Genomic DNA, 20522 nt, shown 5'->3' with positions numbered 1-20522 from the left:
AGGGGAGGGCCGTGCGGGTGCGGTCGCGGGCTACTGCCCGGCCGCCGCCAGGGGGGCCTGGTAGGTCTTCAGGAGGGCCATCTTGTCGGCGTCGATGGTCTTCCAGTCGTCCTTGAGGACCCCGCCGGTGTCACCGGAGTTGGGGTTCCAGGCCCAGTAGGTGTAGCTGAGGCCGTTGTCCTTGAGGTACCCGACGAGGTTGCGCTGCCAGATGCCCTCGAGGTCCTTGCCGCCCTTGGCGTCCTGCTCGGCCACCGAGCGGCCGCCGAACTCGCCGACCAGGACCGGGGCGGTGTTGTTCTTCACCAGGTACCCGAACTGCTTGTCCCACAGCGCCGGCATGTTGGCCGGGAACGACGGGTCGTTGAACCACTGCTGCGACCAGACCTTCGGGCTGTAGTCGTGCGCGGAATACACCAGCTTGGAGGAATCGGAGAGCTTGACGGGGTGGTCCTTGGCGCCTTCCAGGTTGCCGCCCCACCAGTAGCCGTCGTTGCGGTACTTCTCGATGCCCTCGACGATGATGAGCCAGTTCGGGTTGGCCTTGAGCACGGCGTCGCCGGCCTTCTGCGCGGCGAGCTGCCAGTCGGTCTTGGCGTTGCCGTCACCCCAGGTGGCCTCGCCGTGCGGCTCGTTGTGCAGGTCGGCGCCGACCACGAGCGGGTTGTTCTTGTAGCGCTTGGCGAGCATCACCCAGTCGGAGATCCAGCGGTCCTCGCTGATCTTGTCGGTGTACCAGAGGTTGCTCTGCGCCTGCGACGTCGGGCGGTGGCGGTCGAGGATGACCATCATGCCGCGCTTGGTGGCGCCCTCCACGACCTTGTCCATGATCTGCGGGCCGGTGAGCCCCTGCAGGCCGGGGTTCTGCGAATAGTCGATGCCGGTCGGCTTCGAGGCGGCGTCGAAGAGCTCGTTGCTGAACGGCAGCCGGACCGAGTTGAAGCCCTGGGCGGCCATCTGGTCGAGCATGGCGTCGAGGCCGCGCGACCACAGCCCGTGCGGGGCGAACGTATTGGTTTCCAGACCGAACCAGTTCACGCCGGTGAAGGTCACGGTCTCACCCCGGGCGTCCACGATGCGGCTGCCCTCGGCATGCAGTGGCATCTGCGACCGCTGGCCGGACTGCGTCATCGTCGGGTGGACCTTCTTGCTGCTGAGCAGTGGCACCATTGCCACTCCTGCGATGGCGACCGCGACCACGGCCGCGATCCAGTAAAGGCGCGTGCGACCCATGTAGCTGACCTGTCCTCACGTTTGACGGCGGGGCAGGTCCTCACGCTACGGATATCGGGAATATGGAGTCAGCGTACAAATGTCGGATTTGTTCATGCCTCAATTGGCGGAGACGTGTCCGCGTCCCAGTCGGCGGCGCGGACCACGGCCTCGAGCTTCGAGCGGGCCCCCATCTTGCTCAGCAGGTGCCGCACGTGGCTGCGGACCGTGGTGTAGCTGATGCTCAGCTCGCGCGCGATGTCGCGGTTGTCCCGGCCCTCGGTCATCAGGGCGAGGATCTGCCGTTCGCGCGGCGTGAGGCTATCAAGCCGCCGGGCGTGCTCCTGCGAGCGGCGGGCGTGCTCGCGCCGGCGGGCCAGGAGCTTCGCCAGCTGGCGGGCCGGCACCAGGATCTCGCCGTCGACGGCGCGGCGCACCGCCTCGGCCACGTCGGCCCCGCCGGCGCTCTTGACCAGGTAGCCGGCGGCCCCGGCCTCCAGCGCGGTGAGGATCACCTGGTCGCTCTGGTCGGCGCTGAGGAAGACGATGGCCGCGTCGGGCTGGTGGGCGCGCAGCGCCGCGACCGCCTCGGCGCCGGTGCCGTCGGGCAGCCAGAAGTCGCACAGCGCCACGTCGACCCGCTCCACGTCGGCGAGGTGCTCGACCTCCCCGACGCTGCTGGCCAGGGCGACGACGCGCAGCTCCGGGTGCTCGTTGAGCAGGGCGGCGAGCCCTTCGGCGACCACCTGGTGATCCTCGATGATCAGCACGCGGTAGGGCGGACGACCGGTCACGATGAGGCTCCTTTGCTCTGCAGGTCGGCGCCACGCGGTACCCAGAACGTGACGGTGGTACCGCTGCCGGGCACGCTGCTGATCCGGAACCACCCGCCGGCCAGCGTCGCCCGCTCCCGCATGAGCACCAGGCCGAGGTGGCCCGGATCGGTGTGCAGGTTCTCGGCGCCGACGCCGTCGTCGACGACCCGGACCAGGTAGCCGCCCTCGGACTCGCCGAGGACCACCGTGCAGCGGTCGGCGCCGGCGTGCTTGCCGACGTTGGCGACCGCCTCCTGCAGCATCCGGTAGAGCAGCATCCGGGTCGGCAGCGCGGGCTCCGCGACGAGCCTGTTCTCCACCCGTACCTCGATATGGTGGTCCGCGGCAAGGTCGTCGAGCAGGTCGCCGGTGGCCGCGGCGAGCCCGTCGCTGTCCAGCCGCGGCGGGCGGAAGTCGAAGATCAGCCGGCGCAGCCGGTCGGCGGCCTGGACCAGGGACTCCTCCAGCCGGTCCAGGATCTGCAGGTCCTCGGGGTCGCGCAGGCGCCGGCGCAGGTGCTGCACGCGCAGGGTGGCGGCGGTGATCACCTGCAGGCTGTCGTCGTGGACGCCGGCGGCGATGCGGGCCCGCTCCCGCTCCTGGTTGAGGATGAGGTCGCCGAGCAGCTCGTCCTGCTCCTGCCCGGCGACCTTGAGCCGGGCGATGCGCTGCTCGAGGCTGGCCCGGCTGCGCCCGGGCGCGCTCTGGTCCTCCACGGCGAGCACGAGCAGGCCCTCGGGGTCGCCGGCGAGGGTGCGGGTGCGCACGTCGACCGGCAGCTCCCGGCCGTCGGGCAGCCGGACCACCGCGGCCACCGGCGCCTCGGCGCTGAAGGCGGGCTCGCCGGCGAAGAGGTCGGCCGCCCGGCGGCCGACCAGATCGGCGGTGGATCGCTGGAAGAGGGCCTCGGCGGCGCTGCTGGCCAGGCGCACCACCCCGGCGGCGTCGAGCACGATCAACGCCTCCGGGGCGGCGCGGAACGCCTGCCAGTACAACAGCCTCAGTTCTCCAGGTTCTTCGGGACGTGGTAGGGCTTGTTCGGCGGGATGTCGACCGGACCGCCGGACTTGTCGACCTTGAACTTGACCGTCGCGGTCGCGTCGCTGCGCTGGCCGGTCAGGTTGAAGATCACGGTGTCCTCGGTGTCGCCGGGGATGGTGTACTGCCCCTGCGCCCGCGCGGCACCCTTCGCGTCGACCCGGAACGCGGCGACCAGCTCCGGCTTGGCGCCCTTGGCGGTCTGCACGGTCACGTGCACGGCCTCGTTGGGCGCGAACTGGGTGGCGTAGAAGTTCACCATGGTGCCCGGCAGGCCGCCGTAGGCGTTGGTGCGCGCCTGCGGCATGTACGGCAGGATCGTGAACCCGCTCGAGGCCGCCGCCCGGCTCTGCTCACCGGTGAACACCAGCATCTGGGCGCCCTTGAGCGCATACGGCATGGTGAGCCCGGCGCCCTTGAACCCGCCGGCGCCGTCGGTCTCGATGGCCATCACCGGCCGGCCGCCGGCCGCGTTGAGGCGCACCAGCACCCGTTCACCCGGCGCGAAGCCGGAGCCGGAGAAGGTGATCGTCTGGGTGGCCTTCACCGCGTAGGGCGCGAGCTTGATCGACGGGTACAGCCGCAGCACCTGGAACGGCGCGCTGGCCGCCGCACCACTCGTCTTGCCCACGACCACCAGACTGGTCGTGCCGACCGCCGTGACCCCAACTCTGATCGGCGTCTTACCCACGGAACCATCCTGGTCGGCCTTGAGGGTGAGGCTCGGGTCGCCGCTGATGCGGCCCCAGTACACGTTGAGCTGCTCGCCCGGCGCGAAGCCCTCCACCGTCAAGTTGATCGTGTCCCCGGGCTTACCGACGATCTTGGACAGCGTCGCCTGGCCGGAGCCCTGGGCCACCGACGCGTCGGCCTTGGCGACCTTGTCGCTGCCGCGCGCCTGGGCGGTGACCTCCTGCACGGGCGCGGACATCTTGGTGGGCATCGAGAAGTTGGCGACGAAGATGCCGTACTTCTTCGCCTTCGCGGTGGCCACCAGGTGCGGCTTGCCGGCGGGCTTCTTCTGGCCGGGCTGCTGCGCGCTGGTCGACGGACCCAGGTACACGTCCACCATGGAACCGTTGTCGAAGCCCTGGCCCTGGACGGTCACCGTGCCGCCCAGCCGTACCAGGCCCGGATTCAGCGTGATCATGGGCGAGCCGCCACCCGGCACCATGACCCCGTTGAGGTCCACCGACGGCGCCTTCGGGGCCTTCGTCACGATCTCCGTCGGCGTCGGCTCCGTCCCGCCCCCGACGCCGGGCGCCGACACGCCCAGCGCCGGCAGCAGGGACCGGCCCGCCATGATCAGCAGCAGGGCCGCCACCGCGGCCAGCAGCAGGCGCTTCCTCGACAGCTTGACCTTGTTGGCCCGTTTCCGGCGTGCCTTGGCGCGCGGTACTGCGGGCCGATGCTTGAGCGGTTGCATCAGGACTCTCCCATGAGCTCCGGCCAGGGGATCTAGGATGTGTTGCCGATCTTCACGATTGACAGCGAGACGTCGCCGCGGGTGGCCTGCCAGACGGTCTGGCCGTGCTGGTCGATCGCCTCGATGATCCAGGTCTCGCCGCCGCGCTGGAGGGCGTCGCGCATCTTGTTCGACATCACGACGTAGTCGACGTTCTCCCAGCTGGAATGGAAGACCTTGTCCCGCACGTCCGGGTCGGACGTGGCCTTGTAGTGCGGGTGCGCGTAGCGGTACGGCGGGTTGCTGTCGTGCAGCGCCACCCAGATGTCGTCGTCGATGATGAGCCGGGCGCTGGTCGGGATGTTCGCCTTGATCCAGGCCACCTGCTGCTGTTGCAGCTGGGTGAGCGGCAGCCGGTAGGCGTCGCTGAACTCCAGCTGGCCCCGGGTGTTGTACTTGACCATGAAGCCGCCGGGCATGACCAGCACCGGCACCAGGATGCAGGCGACGAGCACCGCCGCGCCGGCCTGCGCGGTGCGCCGGGTGAGCCAGCCGAAGAACATGCCCAGGTTGAGCGCGAACAGCGGGATCATCGGCGCGATGTAGAAGTCGAGCAGGGCGCTGCGGCTCAGGTAGAACGCGTAGCCCAGGGCCATGAGCGCGCAGGCGAGCATCGGCGTGCGCAGCCGCTTGTTGCGCCGGCCCGAGATGAGCGCGAGCACGGTCGCCGCGGCGCCGCCGATGAGCAGGTACCGGTCCTTGAACAGCCAGCTGGCGTGCAGCAGGTAGGTGAAGGACAGGCCGTTGGAGCTGTTGGAGTTGCGGTGCAGCTGCCACCACACGGTGTACAGCAGCGACACGTGGTCGCCGGGGGTGTTGGTGGCCAGGCTGAAGTTGAAGCTTTCCGGGAACAGCTCGTTCTTGATCTGCGCGAACAGCAGGTAGCCGACGACCGGCGCGAGCACGGAGAACCACCAGAAGCTCACCCCGAAGCGCCGGTTGGGCTGCTCCTTGATCGTCTTGTGCAGCAGGTACGCGCAGCCGGGCAGGATGAACAGCGCGTTCTCCTTGGTCACCAGCGACAGGCCGAAGCAGAAGCCGGCGCCCATCGCGGTGACGATCCGCCCGTCCCGGCGGGCCAGCAGGTAGAGCCCGAGCAGGATCCAGAACATCATGAGGTTGTCGAGCAGGACCTGGCGCTGGTAGTACACCCCGAGCGGAGACAGGTTGTACACGAACGTGGCCAGGAACGCGGCCGGCTTGCTGCCGGTGAACCGCCGTACCGTCTCGAACATCAGCAACACCGACGCCACGTGCACGATCAGCATCAGCGCGCGGCCGGTGTTGATGGCGTTGCCGAAGGCGTTGAAGCCGCCCGGCAGCACCGCGACCCAGCCCGACAGCGCGAGCCACCCCATCGGGGCGTGGTCGTAGAAGTAGGTGTACGGCGAGAGCTTGGCCTCCCTGAGCACCGACCAGGCCTGCTCCATGTAGATGCCCTCGTCGGTGAGGTACAGCGGGTAGCGGAACATGTTCCACCCGTGGCTGACCAGGCCGATCAGCATGCACAGCGCGAGCAGCAGCTTGGGCGCCTTGTCCGGCTTGCGGACGGCGCCGGCGGCCGGCGGCCGGGGGCGGGCGAGGACGTCAGCCGACATTGGTCAACTCCGGGGCCTCGGCGGTGCGGTGGGCGCCGACGTGGGCGGTCTTCTCCCAGTTGGTGGCGCCCTTGAGCTGGCGGTAGAGCGCCCGGGCGGCGGCGTAGGACAGCACCATCTGGTACGGGAACCAGGTGATCGCCATCTTCACCACCGTGCCCGGGCCGGCCTTGAGGCCGTGCGCGCCGGTGAACTCGTACAGCCCGACGACGGACATGACGAAGTGCGCGCCGAGCAGCAGCACCGGCAGCCAGGACAGCATGGCCACGGGGACCGGCACGCTGAGCACGAACGCCTGCAGCAGGGCGAAGGGCAGGTAGACGCCGAGCATCGCCTGGGCGTGCGGGAACGCCAGGGTGTACCAGGCCAGGAAGCGCTGCCGCCGGTTGGGCATGAGCTTCCAGGTCCCTTTGCCCAGGGTCTGCATGAACCCCTGGCACCACCGGGTGCGCTGCTTGATGAAGCTCTGCAGCGTCGGCGGCGTCTCCTCCTTGGTCACGTAGCGGTCGTCGTAGACCACCCGGACCTTCTCCCCCATGCTGGACACGCGCAGGCCGATGTCGGCGTCCTCGGTCAGGTTCGTCTCGTCCCAGCCGCCCAGCCGCTCGATGAGCTCGCGCTGGAAGAACACGGTGTTACCGCCGAGAGTGATCGCGCCGTTCTTGGCGTGGTAGTGCAGCCGGCTGCGAAACCAGAAGAAGTACTCCAGGACGTTGAACGTCGAGTACCAGTTGGAATCGAAGTTCATCAGCTGCACGCCGGCCTGCACCACGCTGACGTCGTCGGTCAGCATGATGGTGTTGACGATGTCGAACAGCTCCGGCTGCACCTCGTCCTCGGCGTCGAAGACCGCGACGATGTCGTTGGTGGCGTAGCGCAGCGCGGTGTTCAGCCCGTGCGGCTTGTTGATCGGCCCGTCGTCGAAGACGACCACGTCCACGTTGGTCCGCCCGGCCGCGCGCAGCGCGTTGACCTGCACCCGGGCCTGCTCGATCGTGCCGACATCGTCGGCGGAGCAGACGACCAGGATCTGCACGAGGTGCGGCGGGTATTCAGCGGACGCGGCGCGGGCGATGGTGGCTTGGATGACCTCCTCCTCGTGCCGGGCCGGGAGGATGGCGGTGAAGGAGAGTTCCGGCGTAACACGTTGATCGGGCACGCGCGCTTTGGCGTCCGCTTCCGGCTGGTCCCACGTGTAGATCATGAGATACAGGGCGTGAGCCGCCTGCACCGTCAGCAGCAGCGAGATCAGGGTGAGGACGGCCAACACCATCTGCTCCATCGGTGCGTTCACTCCAAATCCACTTCGAGCTGACGGCGAAGTTGACCCCGAAGCCGGCCACGATGCCGACCAGGTTGGCGGGGAGGTAGTGCATGCCGAGGGCGACCAGCAACTGGACGACGACGACGTTGACCGGCAGGGCGGCCAGGCCGGCGAGGCTGAAGTAGGCGAAGCGCTGCAGGGACAGGCGCCGGCGACGGAAGGTCCACAGTTCGTGCAGGACGTAGTTGGACACCAGGGCGAGCTCGACCGCGGCTACCGTCGCGGGCAGCAGGTTGAGCCCGAGCAGCCCGTGCAGGACGAGCAGGGCGACGTTGTTGACGACGACACCGCTGACTCCCACCAGGGAGAACCGGCTCAGCCGGTGCAAGTAGTGCGTCACGCTCCCAACCGTGCCGACAGGCGGCCCCCGGGCACATCCCGCCGCGGTTTGGCGGTTGAGCACACCTTCGGCCTCCCCCATTCGGCGTAGTTCGATTGGCTCCGGAGCCTGGGGTATTTGCGGCTTTCGCGGGGTATACGGCGGCGCGATGAGTATCAGGATCTTGATCGCCGACGACCATGCGATGGTGCGCGAGGGGCTGCGCAGCTTCCTGTCGCTCAGCGGCGACCTGGAGACGGTCGGCGCGGCCGCCGACGGGCGCGAGGCCGTCGCGCTGACCCACGAGCTGCGCCCCGACATCGTGCTGATGGACCTGCTCATGCCCGTCCTGGACGGCATCAGCGCCATCGCCGTCATCCGCCGGGAGCTGCCCAGCGTGGAGGTCGTGGCGCTGAGCGGCTACCTGGAGCCCCAGCTGATCGCCGACGCCCTGCACGCCGGCGCGGTCGGCTACCTGCTCAAGGACACCGACGCCGAGGAGCTGCACCGGGCGGTGCGGGCCGCCGCCGCGGGCCAGGTCCAGCTGTCCCCGGCGGTCGCCGCCCGGCTGGTGCGCGACGTGCACGTGCCGGCCACCCCGCCGCAGCTGACCCGGCGCGAGGAGGAGGTCCTCACGCTGCTGGCCCGCGGCCGCGCCAACGGGCAGATCGCCCGCGAGCTGCACATCGCGCCGCAGACCGTCAAGACGCACGTGAGCAACATCCTGCAGAAGCTCGGCGCGGAGAGCCGGACCCAGGCCGCCCTCTACGCGATGCGGGTGGGCCTGGTCCCCGTCCATGCGGCGGCACCCAGTTGACCCCCGCCCTCGACGCGCTGTGCGCGCTGGCCCGGCACACGTCCGGCGCCCGCGCCGTGCACGTCCTGGATGCCTCGGCGACGGTACTGTCCTGTGCCGGCCCGGGCGACGGCCTCGACCGCGGCACGGCGATCCGGGCGATGGCCGCCGGCCGGGTCGAGCGGTCCGGCCGGGTGCTCTACCACCCGGTCCCGGGCGGGCTGCTGGCCGCCACCGGCCGCCGGGCGCCCCGGCCGGAGGCGCTGACGCCGTTCGTGCCGCTGGCCGAGCTGCTGCTCGCCGCCGCCGCCGAGCCGGCCCGGCTGGCCCGGGACCTGCACGACTCGGTGGTGCAGACGCTGTACGGCATCAGTCTCGGCGCCGGCACCGCCGCCGAGCTGCTCTACGGCAACCCGGCGCACGCCGAGGCGTCGCTGGCCTGGATCAAGGAGACCGCCGCGGCCGGCCTGACCGACCTGCGCGGCATCATCCTGCGGCTGCGCCCGGAGACGCTGGTCGGCGCGGGCCTGGCCACCGCGCTCAAGGGCGTCTTCGAGACGCTGCACGCCGCCTCCGGCCTCACTGATTCCTCCCCGGACGGACGGCCGGCCGGCTGGGGCCTGCAGCTGGACGCCGACCCGCCGGTCAGCCCGCAGGTCGAGGAGGCGTTGTACCGCATCGCCCTGGAGGCCCTGGGCAACGCCGCCCGGCACGCCGCGGCCTCCCAGGTCACGCTGCGGCTGGCCGGTGACGACAGCCACGTGGTGCTGGAGGTCATCGACGACGGCGTCGGCTTCGCCCCCGACGGGCCGCACCCGGGCCGGCTCGGCCTGCGCTCGATGCGGGAGCGGGCGGCGCTGCTCGGCGGGACGCTGGACATCCACAGCGCGCCGGGGGCCGGCACCGTGGTCCGCGCGGCCCTCCCCACCGGGTGACCCCGGGCGGCGGCGCCGCGGGGCACGTTGGACGCATGGACATGCCGCCGATACGCGCCGGGCGGATCGTCATCGTCGGCGCGTCCCTGGCCGGCCTGCGCGCCGCCGAGGCGCTGCGCGAGGAGGGCTACGGCCCCTACGACCGGCCGCTGCTGTCGAAGCAGGCGCTGAGCGGCCGGATCCGGCGCGACGCGACCGGCCTGCCGCGCCGCGCCGACCTCGACGCCCGCTGGCGGCTCGGGGTCCGCGCGATCGGCCTCGACCTGCCCACCCGCCGGGTGCAGCTCAGCGACGGCGCCAATCTGCCCTTCGACCGCCGATCGGGCCGCGCCGTTCCGCCGGAGTTCGCCGCCGTCGACCGCCCTGATCAGCTGCGACCGGTCCCGGCCGGGGTGCCGGAGCCGCGCTTCTTGGCCCGGGACGCGACCGTGGTCGTCACCGGCCACCGCCCGACCACCGTGAGGAGCATCCGATGACCACGTCCCTGGGCTCCGTCTTCAGCGCCATCCTGGCGCCCGTGAACCGGCACGACCCGTACCCCCTCTACACCTCGCTGCGCCGCACCCCGGTCGGCGTGGAGACGGACGGTACCTATGTCGTGAGCACGTTCCGCGAGATCTCCGCCCTGCTGCACGACCCACGGGTCACCTCGACCCGTTCTCCCGACGAGCTGATGGACCTGACCCCGTCGTTCCTGCACCGGGACCCGCCGGACCACGACCGGCTGCGCCGGCTCGCCACCCGCCCGTTCGGCCCGCCGCACACCCCGAACCGGATCGCCGACCTGCAGCCGTCGCTGGAGGAGATCGCCGCCGGCCTGGTCGGCGACTTCCCGCCGTCGACGGTGGACCTCGTCGACCAGTTCGCCTATCCGCTGCCGGTCCAGGTCATCTGCCGGCTGCTCGCCGTGCCGCTGGAGGACGAGCCGCGCTTCCGCGCCTGGATCGACGCCGCCCTGGCCCGGGTGACCCCGGACGTCGCCGCCCTGGGCGACCTGGCCGACTATCTCGGCGACCTGGTCGACCGCCGCATCGCCGCCCCCGGCGACGACATGCTCTCGGCCTTGGCCACGGACGACGGCCCCGACGGCCGGATGACCCGCGACGAGCTGGTCAGCACCGCGGTGCTGCTGCTCATCGCCGGCCACGAGACGACCGTCAACCTGATCGCCAACAGCTGCCTGGTACTCCTGCGCCAGCCGCTGTGGCTGGAGCGCCTGCTCGCCGACCCGGACCTGGTGATGCCGCTGGTGGAGGAGGTCTTGCGGTTCGACCCGCCGGTCCAGATGCTGCCGCACCGCGCCGCCCTGGCGGACATCGAGATCGCCGGCACGACGATCCCCGCGGGCGCGACGATGACCTTGGTCCTGGCCTCGGGCAACCGCGACCCGGAGCAGTTCACCGACCCGGACCGCTTCAATCCGGAGCGCCGCCCGGCCCAGCACCTGGCCTTCGGCGACGGCATCCACTACTGTTTCGGCGCTCCGCTGGCCCGCTTGGAGGCCCAGGTGGCGCTGCGCGCGGTGGCCCCGGTGCTGGCCCGCGCCCGGTTGCTGGAGGACCCGCCGGAGTACCGCATCAGCGCCGTCCTCCGCGGGCCCCGCCATCTGCGCGTCGCCCTGGACTAGCGCCGGCCCGCCCGGATCTGGTCCTCAACCGCAAGATATTCCTTGGCGGCGGCGAGTTTCATCGCCTCCGTCATTGTCGGCTCACACACGGCGATCAGGCCGCGCTCGACGAGATCGTCCCGCACAGGCAGCGCCTGCTCACGCTGCAGGCGGACGAGGGCGCTGGTGTCGGCCAGATACCTCACTCGCTCGCCCCGTCGAGGGCCGCATAGTTGCAGGCGCCCTCTCGGGACATCCTTCGCCGTTCCCTGAGTGCCTCCCGGCGCTCCTGGCGCTTGTGCCGGACGAGCATTCGCAGCCCTTCGTTGAGGGCCTCGTTCGAGGTCACACCGTTGAGCTGGTCCCGCGCCTCGGCGAGCAACTCCTGATCGATCTGGGGTTCGGTCGCCAGCTGGGCGACTGTTTCGGTCATGGTCACCTCCCTCGATCACGATAATGTGGCCACATGGCCCTAATCAAACCCCGGCCGCACTTTTTTCAGCATGCGGAGATCGGAAACGACGATGGCGCCCGGTCATGGTGTGCGCGACGGCCGGCGCTGGATTGTGTTGGCTTGCTGGCAGCTGGCGGTGCGAGCGCGATCCGCGATGCAGGTCCCACACGCGGCGGGCGCCGCGGCCCGCGGAGCACAGCGCAGCGACCAGAAGTCTCCGCGATCATGCCGCGCTGCTGCCGACACCAACGGTTTTTCATGATCACGGAGTGATCATGTACACCCGTGTACCACAAGTCTCCGGGATCATGGGAAACCCGCTGCACGGCTACGGCGGGGGTCATGATCACGGAGACATACGTCCGGCTCGTGGCTGCACTAAATCGGATATTTCGCCTGTCAGGCGAAATATCCGGAATGTGCGGTCGGCCGCATCGCGCGCGAGATGGCATCGATCACCGCCGTGCCGCACCGGTGGCCATTGGCGCCCAGCTGCGCTGCGCGCCGGGCCGGGCCGGGCCGGGCCGCGCCGGGCCGCACCGCGCGCCGGGCCGCGCCGCGCCGGGCCGCGCCGCGCCGCGCCGGGCCGCGCCGCGCCGGGCCGGGCCGCGCCGCGCCGGGCCGCGCCGGGCCGCGCTGCGCCGGGCCGCGCCGGGCCGCGCTGCGCCGGGCCGGGCCGGGCCGGGCCGGGCCGGGCCGGGCCGCACCGCGCGCCGGGCCGGGCCGGGCCGCACCGCGCGCCGGGCCGGGCCGGGCCGCGCCGGGCCGGGCCGCGCTGCGCGCCGTGTCGGCGGCACTGCGCCGCGGTTCGTGCGGAGGTGGGCGTCTGCTGGCTGGCAGCGGGCCCGTCACGAACGGTGGTCGAACGGCGCATGCACCAACAACGGCGGGCGTGAGCTGGCGCCCGCCGCGAGTGCGGGGGCGCCAGCCGGGGACGGGTAGGGACGGGCGGGGACGGGCGGCGGGACCGTGATCAGGCTTCGACCAGGGCCATGACCTCGTCGGAGACGTCGAAGTTGGCGTAGACGTTCTGGACGTCGTCGCAGTCCTCGAGGGCGTCGATCACCTTGAAGACCTTGCGGGCGCCCTCCTCGTCCAAGGGGACGGTCACGCTCGGGACGAAGGAGGACTCGGCCGACTCGTAGTCGATGCCGGCCTCCTGCAGGGCGGAGCGGACCGGGATGAGGTCGGAGGCCTCGCTGATGATCTCGAAGGCCTCGCCCAGGTCGTTGACCTCCTCGGCGCCGGCGTCCAGGACGGCCAGGAGCAGGTCGTCCTCGGTCAGGTCGCCCGCCTTGGGGACGATGACGACGCCCTTGCGGGAGAACATGTAGGAGACGCTGCCCGCGTCGGCCAGGTTGCCGCCGTTACGGGTGAGGGCGACGCGGACCTCCGTCGAGGCGCGGTTGCGGTTGTCCGTCAGGCACTCGATGAGGATGGCGACGCCGTTGGGGCCGTAGCCCTCGTACATCGCCGTCTGCCAGTCGGCGCCGCCGGCGATCTGGCCGGAGCCGCGCTTGACCGCGTTGTTGATGTTGTCGTTGGGGACCGAGTTCTTCTTCGCCTTCTGGATCGCGTCGAAGAGGGTCGGGTTGCCGGCCGGGTCACCGCCGCCCGTGCGGGCGGCCACCTCGACGTTCTTGATCAGGCGGGCGAAGAGCTTCCCACGCTTGGCGTCGATGACCGCCTTCTTGTGCTTGGTGGTCGCCCATTTCGAGTGCCCCGACATGCCTAACCCTCCGTCGTCTGACCCGCCTCGCGAGCCATCTCCACGAAGTACCGATGGACGCGTAGGTCGCCGGTGAGCTCGGGGTGGAAGGCCGTCGCGAGCAGGTGCTGCTGCCGAACCGCAACAATCCTACCGGCGGCCGGTCCAGCATTCACGCGGCCCAGCACCTCCACCGAGTCACCCACCGACTCGACCCAGGGGGCCCGGATGAAGACCGCGTGGAACGGACCGCCCTCGATGCCCGAAATGTCCACGGAACCCTCGAAGGAGTCCACCTGGCGGCCGAAGGCGTTGCGGCGGACCGTCATGTCGATCCCGCCGAACGGGACCTGATCCGGTCTACCGTCCAGCAACGTCGAGGCCAGCATGATCATTCCCGCGCAGGAGCCGTAGACGGGCAGGCCGGCGGCGATGCGCTTGCGGATGGGCTCCAGCAGGCCGAACTCGACGGCGAGCTTGCTCATCGTGGTGGACTCGCCGCCGGGGATGATCAGCGCGTCGACGGTGTCGAGCTCCTCGGCGCGGCGGACCGGGCGGCCGATCGCGTCGAGGGAGACTACCGCGTGGAGGTGTTCGCGGGTATCGCCCTGCAGGGCGAGCACGCCGATGATCACGGAGGCGGTCACCAGCCCCGCTCGGCGAGCCGGTGCGGCTGCGGGATCTCGTCGACGTTGATGCCGACCATGGCCTCGCCCAGGCCGCGGGAGACCTTGGCGATCACGTCCGGGTCGTCGTGGAAGGTGGTGGCCTTGACGATCGCGGCGGCGCGCTGGTGCGGGTTGCCGGACTTGAAGATGCCGGAGCCGACGAACACGCCCTCGGCGCCGAGCTGCATCATCATCGCCGCGTCGGCCGGGGTGGCGATGCCGCCGGCGGTGAACAGCACGACCGGCAGCTTGCCGGTCTCGGCGACCTCGCGGACCAGCTCGTAGGGCGCCTGGAGCTCCTTGGCGGCGACATACAGCTCGTCCTCGGGCAGCGAGGTGAGCCGGCGGATCTCGGCGCGGATCTGGCGCATGTGGGTGGTGGCGTTGGAGACGTCGCCGGTGCCGGCCTCGCCCTTGGAGCGGATCATGGCGGCGCCCTCGTTGATCCGGCGCAGCGCCTCGCCGAGGTTGGTGGCGCCGCAGACGAACGGCACGGTGAACGCCCACTTGTCGATGTGGTTGGCGTAGTCGGCGGGGGTGAGCACCTCGGACTCGTCGACGTAGTCGACGCCGAGCGCCTGCAGCACCTGGGCCTCGACGAAGTGCCCGATCCGGGCCTTGGCCATGACCGGGATCGACACGGCGCCGATGATGGCGTCGATCATGTCGGGGTCGCTCATCCGGGACACGCCGCCCTGGGCGCGGATGTCGGCCGGGACCCGCTCGAGCGCCATGACGGCGACGGCGCCGGCGTCCTCCGCGATCTTGGCCTGCTCGGGGGTGACGACGTCCATGATGACGCCGCCCTTGAGCATCTCGGCCATGCCGCGCTTGACGCGGGCGGTGCCGGTGACCGGCGAACTGGGTGAGGACACGACGACGCACTCCTAACACGGAAAGCGGGATTCACCCGTGAGTTTACCCCTGCGCCACGGACCCGCCCGACGGCCAATGGGCACCTCGCGGCCCACGGATCAGGACAGCGAAGGGTCGTCGACGTCGAAATATGCCGGTACCGGGTGCTTGCGGGCCAGCCGGAACAGCCGGACCAGGGGCCGGCGGCGCACGGCGAGGGCGTCGCGGACCACGTCGTTGTGCACCTGGCGGGCCAGGGCGACCCGCCGGCTGACACCGGTGAGCTGCTGGACCACCTCGGCCGGTGGCGCCCCGCTCTCCCCGAGGCCGTTGCGGAGGTGCCGGGTGAGGTCGTTCTCGGCCACCTCGCGGTCGTCCGGCTTCGCGTCCAGGGCGATCTTGGCCGCATACATGAGCGTGGGCAGCTGGGCGGCCTCGGCGAGGGCGACCGCGGCGGCGGCGCGGCGCACGAGGTGCGCGTCGAGGGTGGCGTAGGCGGCCGCGGCCCGCGCGTGCAACCGGTCGACCCGGGAGGCGAGCCACGTCAGGTAGGTGGCCACCGCGACCACCACGGCCACCACGGCGATCACCCACCACATGCGGCGCAGCCTACGGTACCGACTCCTCGACGGTCGCTCCGGCAACCTCGATGGCGGTGGCGTAGACCTCGAGCACCCGCTCGGCGACGATGGGCCAGTCGTAGGCGGCGACGACCTCGCGGCCCCGGGCGGCCAGCGCGGCCCGCCGGTCCGGGTCGTCCAGCAGCGCGGCGGCCCCGGCGGCCAGGGCGGCCGCGTCACCGACCGGGAACAGGGCCCCGGCGGCGCCGCCGTCGAGCACCCGCCGGAAGGCGTCCAGGGCGCTGGCCAGCACGGGGGTGCCGGCCGCCATCGCCTCGGTGAGGATCATGCCGAACGACTCGCCGCCGGTGTTCGGCGCGACGTACAGCTCGACGCTGCGCAGCATCCGCGCCTTGTCCTCCTCGGAGACCTTGCCGAGGAAGACGATGCGCTCGCGCAGGGCGGCCGGGACGCCGTCGAGGACCTCGGCGGGGTCACCGGGGCCGGCGACCAGCAGGCGCAGCCCGGGCCGGGCGGCGGCGAGTTCGGCGAAGGCGGTCAGCAGGTACCGGAAACCCTTGCGCGGCTCGGTGAAGCGCCCGATGAACCCGAGCGCCCCGCCCTCGCCGGGCCAGCCGTCCAGCGGGACGGCGTCGCGATACTTGGCGGCCTGCACGCCGTTGGGGATCTCCCAGGCGCTGCCGCCGAGGTGCTCGACCTGGACCTTGCGCGCCAGCTCGCTGACCGCGATCCGGCCGGTGATCTTCTCCAGGACCAGCTGGAGGACGCCCTGCGCGGCGGCGAGGGCGCGGGAGCGGGTGAGGGCGGTGTGAAAGGTGGCGACCACGGGGCCGCGCGCGGAGAGTACCGCCAGCATCGACAGGCTGGGGATGAGCGGCTCGTGCACGTGCAGCACGTCGAAGCGGCCGGCGGAGAGCCAGCGCCGCACCCGGGTGGCGGAGATCAGGCCGAAGGAGACGCGGGCGACGGACCCGTTGTACGGCACGGGCACGGCCCGCCCGGCCGGCACCACGTAGGACAGGGTGTTGCCGTCCTCGTCGCCGGGGGCGAGCACGCTCACGTGGTGGCCGAGGGTGATGAGCGTCTCGGCGAGGTCGCGGACGTGGTTCTGCACGCCGCCGGGGACGTCGAAGGAGTACGGGCAGACGATCCCGATGCGCACCGGGCCCTCCCTACGCGACGGCGCTGACGGCCGGCTCGTCGAGCCAGAACCGCTGGAGCATGTGCCAGTCCTCCGGGTGGCGGGCGATGCCCTCGGCGAACCGGTCGGCGACACGCTGCGTGACGATCCGGACGCGGGCGTCGAGGCTCCCCTCGTCGGCGCCGGGCATCGGGATCGGCGCGGACAGGCGGCCGACCGGCGCGTCCGGCTCGAACCACATGTCGGCGACGTAGAGCGGCGCGCCGGTGCGCACCGCGAGCAGCGCCGGGCCGGCCGGCATCCGGGTGCGGCCGCCGAAGAAGTCGACGTCGATCCCGCGCGGGGTGAGGTCGCGGTCGGCGAGCAGCGGCACCACCGACCCGGCCCGCACCCGCTCCTCCAGCACGTCGAAGACCGGGCGGTCGCCGCCGGTCAGCGGGAGGATCTCCATGCCGAGGGAGCGGCGGAAGGCCAGGAACTTCAGGTACACACTCTCGGGTTTCAACCGCTCGGCGACCGTGGTGATGGGCCAGCCGTTGGCGGCGACCCACGCCCCGGCGGCGTCCCAGTTGCCGGCGTGCGGCAGCGCGACGATGGAGCCGATGCCGGCCGCGTGGTTGTGGCCGAGCACCTCGCCGCCGCCCAGCCGGAACCCGGCCACCAGCTGCGGCTTCGTCCGGCCGGGCAGCCGGAACGCCTCCAGGTAGTAGCGGGCGTAGGAGCGCAGGGCGCGGCGCAGGAGGGCGTCGAACTCGGGCTGCGGCAGGTCCTCGCCGACGACCCGGCGCAGGTTCCTGGCCAGCGTGGCGGTGCCCTTCCCCGGTTTTCCGCGGCGGTACCCCCGGAAGCCCCGGTCGGCCGCGCCGTTGAACAGCGGCGCCACCGCCGCCCGGGGCAGCCGCGGCAGCAGCCAGAACCCGGCGCCGTAGCCGAGGTCGACGAGGCCGCTCACCGGACGTCGGTCTTCCGCGTGGGCGCGGGCGGGTCGGCGGGCACCGCATACGCCTGCCGGTACACGGTGGCGATCCGCTGCCCGATGGTGACGATCGACAGGGCGGCGAGCAGCCACATGACGATCTCCAGGCCGTAGGGCACGCCGAAGCCCCACAGCAGGCCGCCGATGCCGATGCCGATGAGCCGCTCGGGACGCTCGATGAGCCCCACGTTGGCGGTGTAGCCCAGCCCCTCGGCGCGCGCCTTCACATACGACACGACCTGCCCGGTGAGCAGGCACAGCAGCGCGGCCGCGACCAGGCGTTGCTCGTGCTGGCCGGCGTAGTAGTAGGCGACCGAGCCGAAGATCGCCCCGTCGGCCACCCGGTCCATCGAGGAGTCCAGCAGGGCGCCGAACCGGTTGGTGATGCCCCGCCGCCGGGCCATCGCGCCGTCGATGAGGTCGGTGAAGCAGCTTAGAGTGATGATGACGAGGGCGGTGATGAGGTGGCCTCGCGTCGCGAAGCCCAGGGCGCCGACGAGCACGCCGATCGTGCCGATCACGGTGACGGCGTTCGGCGTGACCCCGGCCCGCAGCAGGGCGGCCGCGACGGGGTCGAGAACGCGGGCCAGTCCGGCCCGGCTGACTACGCTGAGGATCTTCGCCATGGCGCTCTCACGATAACGGGGGCGGAGCTTGCCCGATACCGGCACGTGGGTCTGCTCACGATGCTTGAGTAAATCTGGCGGAGGAAGAGGCTTACGGCCTTGTGTCGGTGATGTTTCGGGTGTGGTATCGGTGAACGGGACGTGACCGTGGGGCTGCTCACGGACGTCAAGAGACTTTCGGGAGGCGCGTGATGGCGCAGAAGGTCCAGGAGAAGGGTGTCACCGGCGTCGCGCCGGTGGTTGATGACCCCGGCAGGGTACGCAACGTGGTCGTCGTCGGCCACTCCGGCTCCGGCAAGACGACGCTGGTCGAGGCGCTGCTGGCGGCGACCGGCACGGTTGCGCGGGCCGGGGCGGTGGCCGAGGGCACCACGGTCACCGACCACGATCCGGCGGCGGTGAAGCAGCAGCGCTCCGTCACGCTGTCCTGCGCGCCGCTGGTGCACGACGGGGTGAAGGTGAACCTGCTCGACACGCCGGGCTACGCGGACTTCGTCGGCGAGTTGCGGGCCGGGCTGCGCGCCGCCGACGCGGCCCTGTTCGTGGTGTCGGCCGTCGACGGCATGGACGCGGCCACGGGCGTGCTGTGGGAGGAGTGCGCCCACGTGGGGATGCCCCGGGCGGTGGCGATCACCCGCCTGGACCACCAGCGCGCCGACTTCGACGAGACGCTGCAGACCTGCCAGGAGGTCTTCGGCGACAACGTGCTGCCGCTGTACCTGCCGATGCTCGGCGACGACGGCGTCGGCGTGGAGGGGCTGATCGGCCTGATCACCCAGCGGGTGTTCGACTACTCGGCGGGCTACCCGCCGGCGGTGCGCGACCCCGACCCGCAGCACCTGCCCGCGATCGAGGAGTCCCGCAACACGCTGCTGGAGGGGATCATCGCCGAGAGCGAGGACGAGACGCTCATGGAGCGCTACCTCGGCGGCGAGACGATCGAGACCGCGGTGATCATCGACGACCTGGAGAAGGCCGTCGCCCGCGGCACGTTCTACCCGGTGGTGCCGGTCTGCGCGGAGACCCGCGTCGGCCTCGACGTCCTGCTGGAGGTGCTGGTCAGCGGCTTCCCGTCGCCGCTGGAGCACGAGGTGCCGCCGGTCACCGACATCGAGGGCGAGCCGCGCGCCCCGCTGCGCTGCGACCCGGAGGGCCCGCTCGTCGCGGAGGTGGTGAAGACCACGATCGACCCGTACGTCGGGCGGGTCTCGCTGGTCCGGGTGTTCTCCGGCACGCTGCGCCCCGAGCAGCCGGTGCACATCTGCGGCCACGGCATGGCCGAGCGCGGCCACCCCGACCACGACGCCGACGAGCGGTTCGCGCACCTGTTCTCGCCGCTGGGCTCGACGCTGCGGGAGGTGCCGCACGCGGTCGCCGGCGACCTGGTGGCGATCACGAAGTCGGGCACCGCGGAGACCGGCGACACGATCTCCGGCAAGGACGAGCCGCTGCTCATGGCGCCCTGGGAGATGCCCGAGCCGCTGCTGCCGGTCGCGATCGTGGCCCGGACCCGCTCCGACGAGGACGCCCTGGCCAAGAACCTGGGCCGGCTGGTGGCCGGGGACCCGACGCTGCGGCTGGAGCGCAACGCCGAGACGCACCAGCTGGTGCTGTGGTGCATGGGTGAGGCGCACGCCGACGTGGTACTGGACCGGCTGCGGGCCGGCGGCGTGGAGATCGACACCGAGCCGGTGAAGGTGGCGCTGCGCGAGACGTTCGCCGCGGCCAGCCAGGGCCACGGCCGGCACGTGAAGCAGTCGGGCGGGCACGGCCAGTACGCCGTCTGCGACATCAAGGTCGAGCCGCTGCCGCGCGGGTCGGGCTTCGAGTTCGTCGACAAGATCGTGGGCGGGGTGGTGCCGCACAACTACATCCCGTCGGTGGAGAAGGGCGTGCGCAGCCAGATGGAGCGCGGCATGGTGGCCGGCTACCCGGTCGTCGACGTGCGGGTGACGCTCTTCGACGGCAAGGCGCACTCGGTCGACTCCTCCGACGCGGCGTTCCAGACCGCGGGCGCCCTCGCCCTGCGCGAGGCCGCCGAGCAGGGCCAGACGACGCTGCTGGAGCCGATCGACGAGGTGACGATCCGGGTGCCCGACGATTTCGTCGGCGCGGTGATGAGCGACCTGTCCGGCCGCCGCGGCCGGGTGCTGGGCAACGAGCCCGACCCGGAGGGGCACGAGCGCACGCTGGTGCGGGCCGAGGTGCCGGCCACGGAGCTGGTCCGCTACGCGGTGGAGCTGCGCGCCATGACCTCGGGCGCGGGCACGTTCAGCCGCGTGTTCGTGCGCCACGACCCGATGCCCGCCCACCTGGCCGACGCGGTGAAGAAGGAGCACGCCGCCACCCGCTGACCGGAATTCGCCTAGCGGTGATCCCGGCCACAGGGATCACCGCTAGGGTGA

At 71.6% G+C, this 20522-nt stretch carries 20 protein-coding genes and 1 pseudogene; 5 read left to right on the top strand and 16 right to left on the bottom strand.

Annotated elements, in window-relative coordinates:
• Positions 1 to 30: 30 nt before the first annotated feature.
• The 7 genes and pseudogenes from ACQPXD_RS10070 to ACQPXD_RS10040 form a co-directional block, all read right to left on the bottom strand.
• Positions 31 to 1170, bottom strand: a complete 1140-nt coding sequence (locus ACQPXD_RS10070) for a glycoside hydrolase family 5 protein (RefSeq protein ID WP_432837037.1) — start codon at positions 1168 to 1170, stop codon at positions 31 to 33.
• 155 nt (positions 1171 to 1325) lie between these two features.
• Positions 1326 to 2006 carry a response regulator gene (locus ACQPXD_RS10065; protein WP_432837035.1) on the bottom strand — a complete coding sequence of 227 codons (681 nt, stop codon included), beginning with the start codon at positions 2004 to 2006 and terminating at the stop codon, positions 1326 to 1328.
• Entirely contained in the window at positions 2003 to 3022 is a 1020-nt protein-coding gene (locus ACQPXD_RS10060; RefSeq protein WP_432837033.1) for an ATP-binding protein, read from the bottom strand. The genes ACQPXD_RS10065 and ACQPXD_RS10060 overlap by 4 nt, the downstream gene beginning before the upstream one ends.
• A 5-nt stretch (positions 3023 to 3027) precedes the next feature.
• Complete coding sequence (locus ACQPXD_RS10055) at positions 3028 to 4491, bottom strand: hypothetical protein (protein ID WP_432837031.1); 1464 nt, start codon at positions 4489 to 4491, stop codon at positions 3028 to 3030.
• 32 nt (positions 4492 to 4523) lie between these two features.
• Entirely contained in the window at positions 4524 to 6128 is a 1605-nt protein-coding gene (locus ACQPXD_RS10050; RefSeq protein WP_432837029.1) for an ArnT family glycosyltransferase, read from the bottom strand.
• On the bottom strand, positions 6118 to 7401 hold the full coding sequence (locus ACQPXD_RS10045; protein ID WP_432837027.1) for a glycosyltransferase: 1284 nt from the start codon (positions 7399 to 7401) through the stop codon (positions 6118 to 6120). Before ACQPXD_RS10045 ends, ACQPXD_RS10050 begins: the two co-directional genes overlap by 11 nt.
• 82 nt (positions 7402 to 7483) lie before the next feature.
• Positions 7484 to 7873: pseudogene (locus ACQPXD_RS10040) on the bottom strand (GtrA family protein); the annotation flags it as partial.
• A gap of 67 nt (positions 7874 to 7940) precedes the next feature.
• Between ACQPXD_RS10040 and ACQPXD_RS10035 the strand changes: the two are divergent.
• The 4 genes from ACQPXD_RS10035 to ACQPXD_RS10020 are packed head-to-tail and all read left to right on the top strand — an operon-like array spanning position 7941 to position 11129.
• Positions 7941 to 8588, top strand: coding sequence for a response regulator (locus ACQPXD_RS10035; RefSeq protein WP_432837025.1), 648 nt, complete (start codon positions 7941 to 7943; stop codon positions 8586 to 8588).
• Entirely contained in the window at positions 8585 to 9502 is a 918-nt protein-coding gene (locus tag ACQPXD_RS10030; protein ID WP_432837023.1) for a sensor histidine kinase, read from the top strand. The genes ACQPXD_RS10035 and ACQPXD_RS10030 overlap by 4 nt, the downstream gene beginning before the upstream one ends.
• 35 nt (positions 9503 to 9537) lie before the next feature.
• Complete coding sequence (locus tag ACQPXD_RS10025; protein WP_432837021.1) at positions 9538 to 9978, top strand: hypothetical protein; 441 nt, start codon at positions 9538 to 9540, stop codon at positions 9976 to 9978.
• On the top strand, positions 9975 to 11129 hold the full coding sequence (locus ACQPXD_RS10020; protein WP_432837019.1) for a cytochrome P450: 1155 nt from the start codon (positions 9975 to 9977) through the stop codon (positions 11127 to 11129). The genes ACQPXD_RS10025 and ACQPXD_RS10020 overlap by 4 nt, the downstream gene beginning before the upstream one ends.
• Here ACQPXD_RS10020 and ACQPXD_RS10015 read toward each other — a convergent pair.
• The 9 genes from ACQPXD_RS10015 to pgsA all read right to left on the bottom strand — a co-directional run bounded on the left by ACQPXD_RS10015 (position 11126) and on the right by pgsA (position 18117).
• The gene (locus ACQPXD_RS10015; RefSeq protein WP_432837017.1) at positions 11126 to 11314 is read right to left on the bottom strand and encodes a hypothetical protein; all 189 of its coding nucleotides are present in this window, start codon (positions 11312 to 11314) and stop codon (positions 11126 to 11128) included. The two genes, ACQPXD_RS10020 and ACQPXD_RS10015, sit on opposite strands and share 4 nt — an antisense overlap.
• Positions 11311 to 11541 carry a hypothetical protein gene (locus tag ACQPXD_RS10010; RefSeq protein WP_432837015.1) on the bottom strand — a complete coding sequence of 77 codons (231 nt, stop codon included), beginning with the start codon at positions 11539 to 11541 and terminating at the stop codon, positions 11311 to 11313. The genes ACQPXD_RS10015 and ACQPXD_RS10010 overlap by 4 nt, the downstream gene beginning before the upstream one ends.
• Before the next feature lie 994 nt (positions 11542 to 12535).
• The gene (locus ACQPXD_RS10005; RefSeq protein ID WP_432837013.1) at positions 12536 to 13291 is read right to left on the bottom strand and encodes a YebC/PmpR family DNA-binding transcriptional regulator; all 756 of its coding nucleotides are present in this window, start codon (positions 13289 to 13291) and stop codon (positions 12536 to 12538) included.
• 2 nt (positions 13292 to 13293) lie between these two features.
• On the bottom strand, positions 13294 to 13917 hold the full coding sequence (gene pdxT / locus ACQPXD_RS10000) for a pyridoxal 5'-phosphate synthase glutaminase subunit PdxT (protein ID WP_432837011.1): 624 nt from the start codon (positions 13915 to 13917) through the stop codon (positions 13294 to 13296).
• Positions 13914 to 14762 (bottom strand): pyridoxal 5'-phosphate synthase lyase subunit PdxS, encoded by an 849-nt coding sequence (pdxS, locus tag ACQPXD_RS09995; RefSeq protein WP_432843761.1) that lies wholly within the window; start codon positions 14760 to 14762, stop codon positions 13914 to 13916. Before pdxS ends, pdxT begins: the two co-directional genes overlap by 4 nt.
• Positions 14763 to 14912: 150 nt before the next feature.
• Positions 14913 to 15392 (bottom strand): hypothetical protein, encoded by a 480-nt coding sequence (locus ACQPXD_RS09990; protein WP_432837009.1) that lies wholly within the window; start codon positions 15390 to 15392, stop codon positions 14913 to 14915.
• Positions 15393 to 15402: 10 nt separating this feature from the next.
• Positions 15403 to 16536, bottom strand: a complete 1134-nt coding sequence (locus ACQPXD_RS09985) for a glycosyltransferase family 4 protein (RefSeq protein WP_432837007.1) — start codon at positions 16534 to 16536, stop codon at positions 15403 to 15405.
• 10 nt (positions 16537 to 16546) lie between these two features.
• Positions 16547 to 17467, bottom strand: a complete 921-nt coding sequence (locus ACQPXD_RS09980) for a phosphatidylinositol mannoside acyltransferase (RefSeq protein WP_432837005.1) — start codon at positions 17465 to 17467, stop codon at positions 16547 to 16549.
• Positions 17464 to 18117, bottom strand: coding sequence for a phosphatidylinositol phosphate synthase (gene pgsA, locus ACQPXD_RS09975; RefSeq protein ID WP_432837003.1), 654 nt, complete (start codon positions 18115 to 18117; stop codon positions 17464 to 17466). The genes ACQPXD_RS09980 and pgsA overlap by 4 nt, the downstream gene beginning before the upstream one ends.
• A 191-nt stretch (positions 18118 to 18308) precedes the next feature.
• Here pgsA and ACQPXD_RS09970 point away from each other — a divergent pair, with 191 nt between their 5' ends.
• Positions 18309 to 20471, top strand: coding sequence for an elongation factor G-like protein EF-G2 (locus ACQPXD_RS09970; protein WP_432837001.1), 2163 nt, complete (start codon positions 18309 to 18311; stop codon positions 20469 to 20471).
• Positions 20472 to 20522 lie beyond the last annotated feature (51 nt).

This window comes from Dactylosporangium sp. CA-092794 (genome assembly GCF_050948465.1).
Classification (GTDB): domain Bacteria; phylum Actinomycetota; class Actinomycetes; order Mycobacteriales; family Micromonosporaceae; genus Dactylosporangium.
Note: the sequence above shows the minus strand (reverse complement) of the source record. Positions and strands in the feature narration are given on the sequence as shown.

What these genes read in the sequence shown, in the direction of transcription:
- ACQPXD_RS10055 (WP_432837031.1), bottom strand. Translation starts at nt 4,491, where the DNA reads ATGCAACCGCTCAAGCATCGGCCCGCAGTACCGCGCGCCAAGGCACGC.
- pgsA (WP_432837003.1), bottom strand. Translation starts at nt 18,117, where the DNA reads ATGGCGAAGATCCTCAGCGTAGTCAGCCGGGCCGGACTGGCCCGCGTT.
- ACQPXD_RS10070 (WP_432837037.1), bottom strand. Translation starts at nt 1,170, where the DNA reads ATGGTGCCACTGCTCAGCAGCAAGAAGGTCCACCCGACGATGACGCAG.
- ACQPXD_RS10035 (WP_432837025.1), top strand. Translation starts at nt 7,941, where the DNA reads ATGAGTATCAGGATCTTGATCGCCGACGACCATGCGATGGTGCGCGAG.
- pdxS (WP_432843761.1), bottom strand. Translation starts at nt 14,762, where the DNA reads ATGGCCGAGATGCTCAAGGGCGGCGTCATCATGGACGTCGTCACCCCC.
- ACQPXD_RS10025 (WP_432837021.1), top strand. Translation starts at nt 9,538, where the DNA reads ATGGACATGCCGCCGATACGCGCCGGGCGGATCGTCATCGTCGGCGCG.
- ACQPXD_RS10050 (WP_432837029.1), bottom strand. Translation starts at nt 6,128, where the DNA reads ATGTCGGCTGACGTCCTCGCCCGCCCCCGGCCGCCGGCCGCCGGCGCC.
- ACQPXD_RS10045 (WP_432837027.1), bottom strand. Translation starts at nt 7,401, where the DNA reads ATGGTGTTGGCCGTCCTCACCCTGATCTCGCTGCTGCTGACGGTGCAG.
- ACQPXD_RS10005 (WP_432837013.1), bottom strand. Translation starts at nt 13,291, where the DNA reads ATGTCGGGGCACTCGAAATGGGCGACCACCAAGCACAAGAAGGCGGTC.
- ACQPXD_RS09970 (WP_432837001.1), top strand. Translation starts at nt 18,309, where the DNA reads ATGGCGCAGAAGGTCCAGGAGAAGGGTGTCACCGGCGTCGCGCCGGTG.
- ACQPXD_RS10020 (WP_432837019.1), top strand. Translation starts at nt 9,975, where the DNA reads ATGACCACGTCCCTGGGCTCCGTCTTCAGCGCCATCCTGGCGCCCGTG.
- ACQPXD_RS10010 (WP_432837015.1), bottom strand. Translation starts at nt 11,541, where the DNA reads ATGACCGAAACAGTCGCCCAGCTGGCGACCGAACCCCAGATCGATCAG.
- ACQPXD_RS09990 (WP_432837009.1), bottom strand. Translation starts at nt 15,392, where the DNA reads ATGTGGTGGGTGATCGCCGTGGTGGCCGTGGTGGTCGCGGTGGCCACC.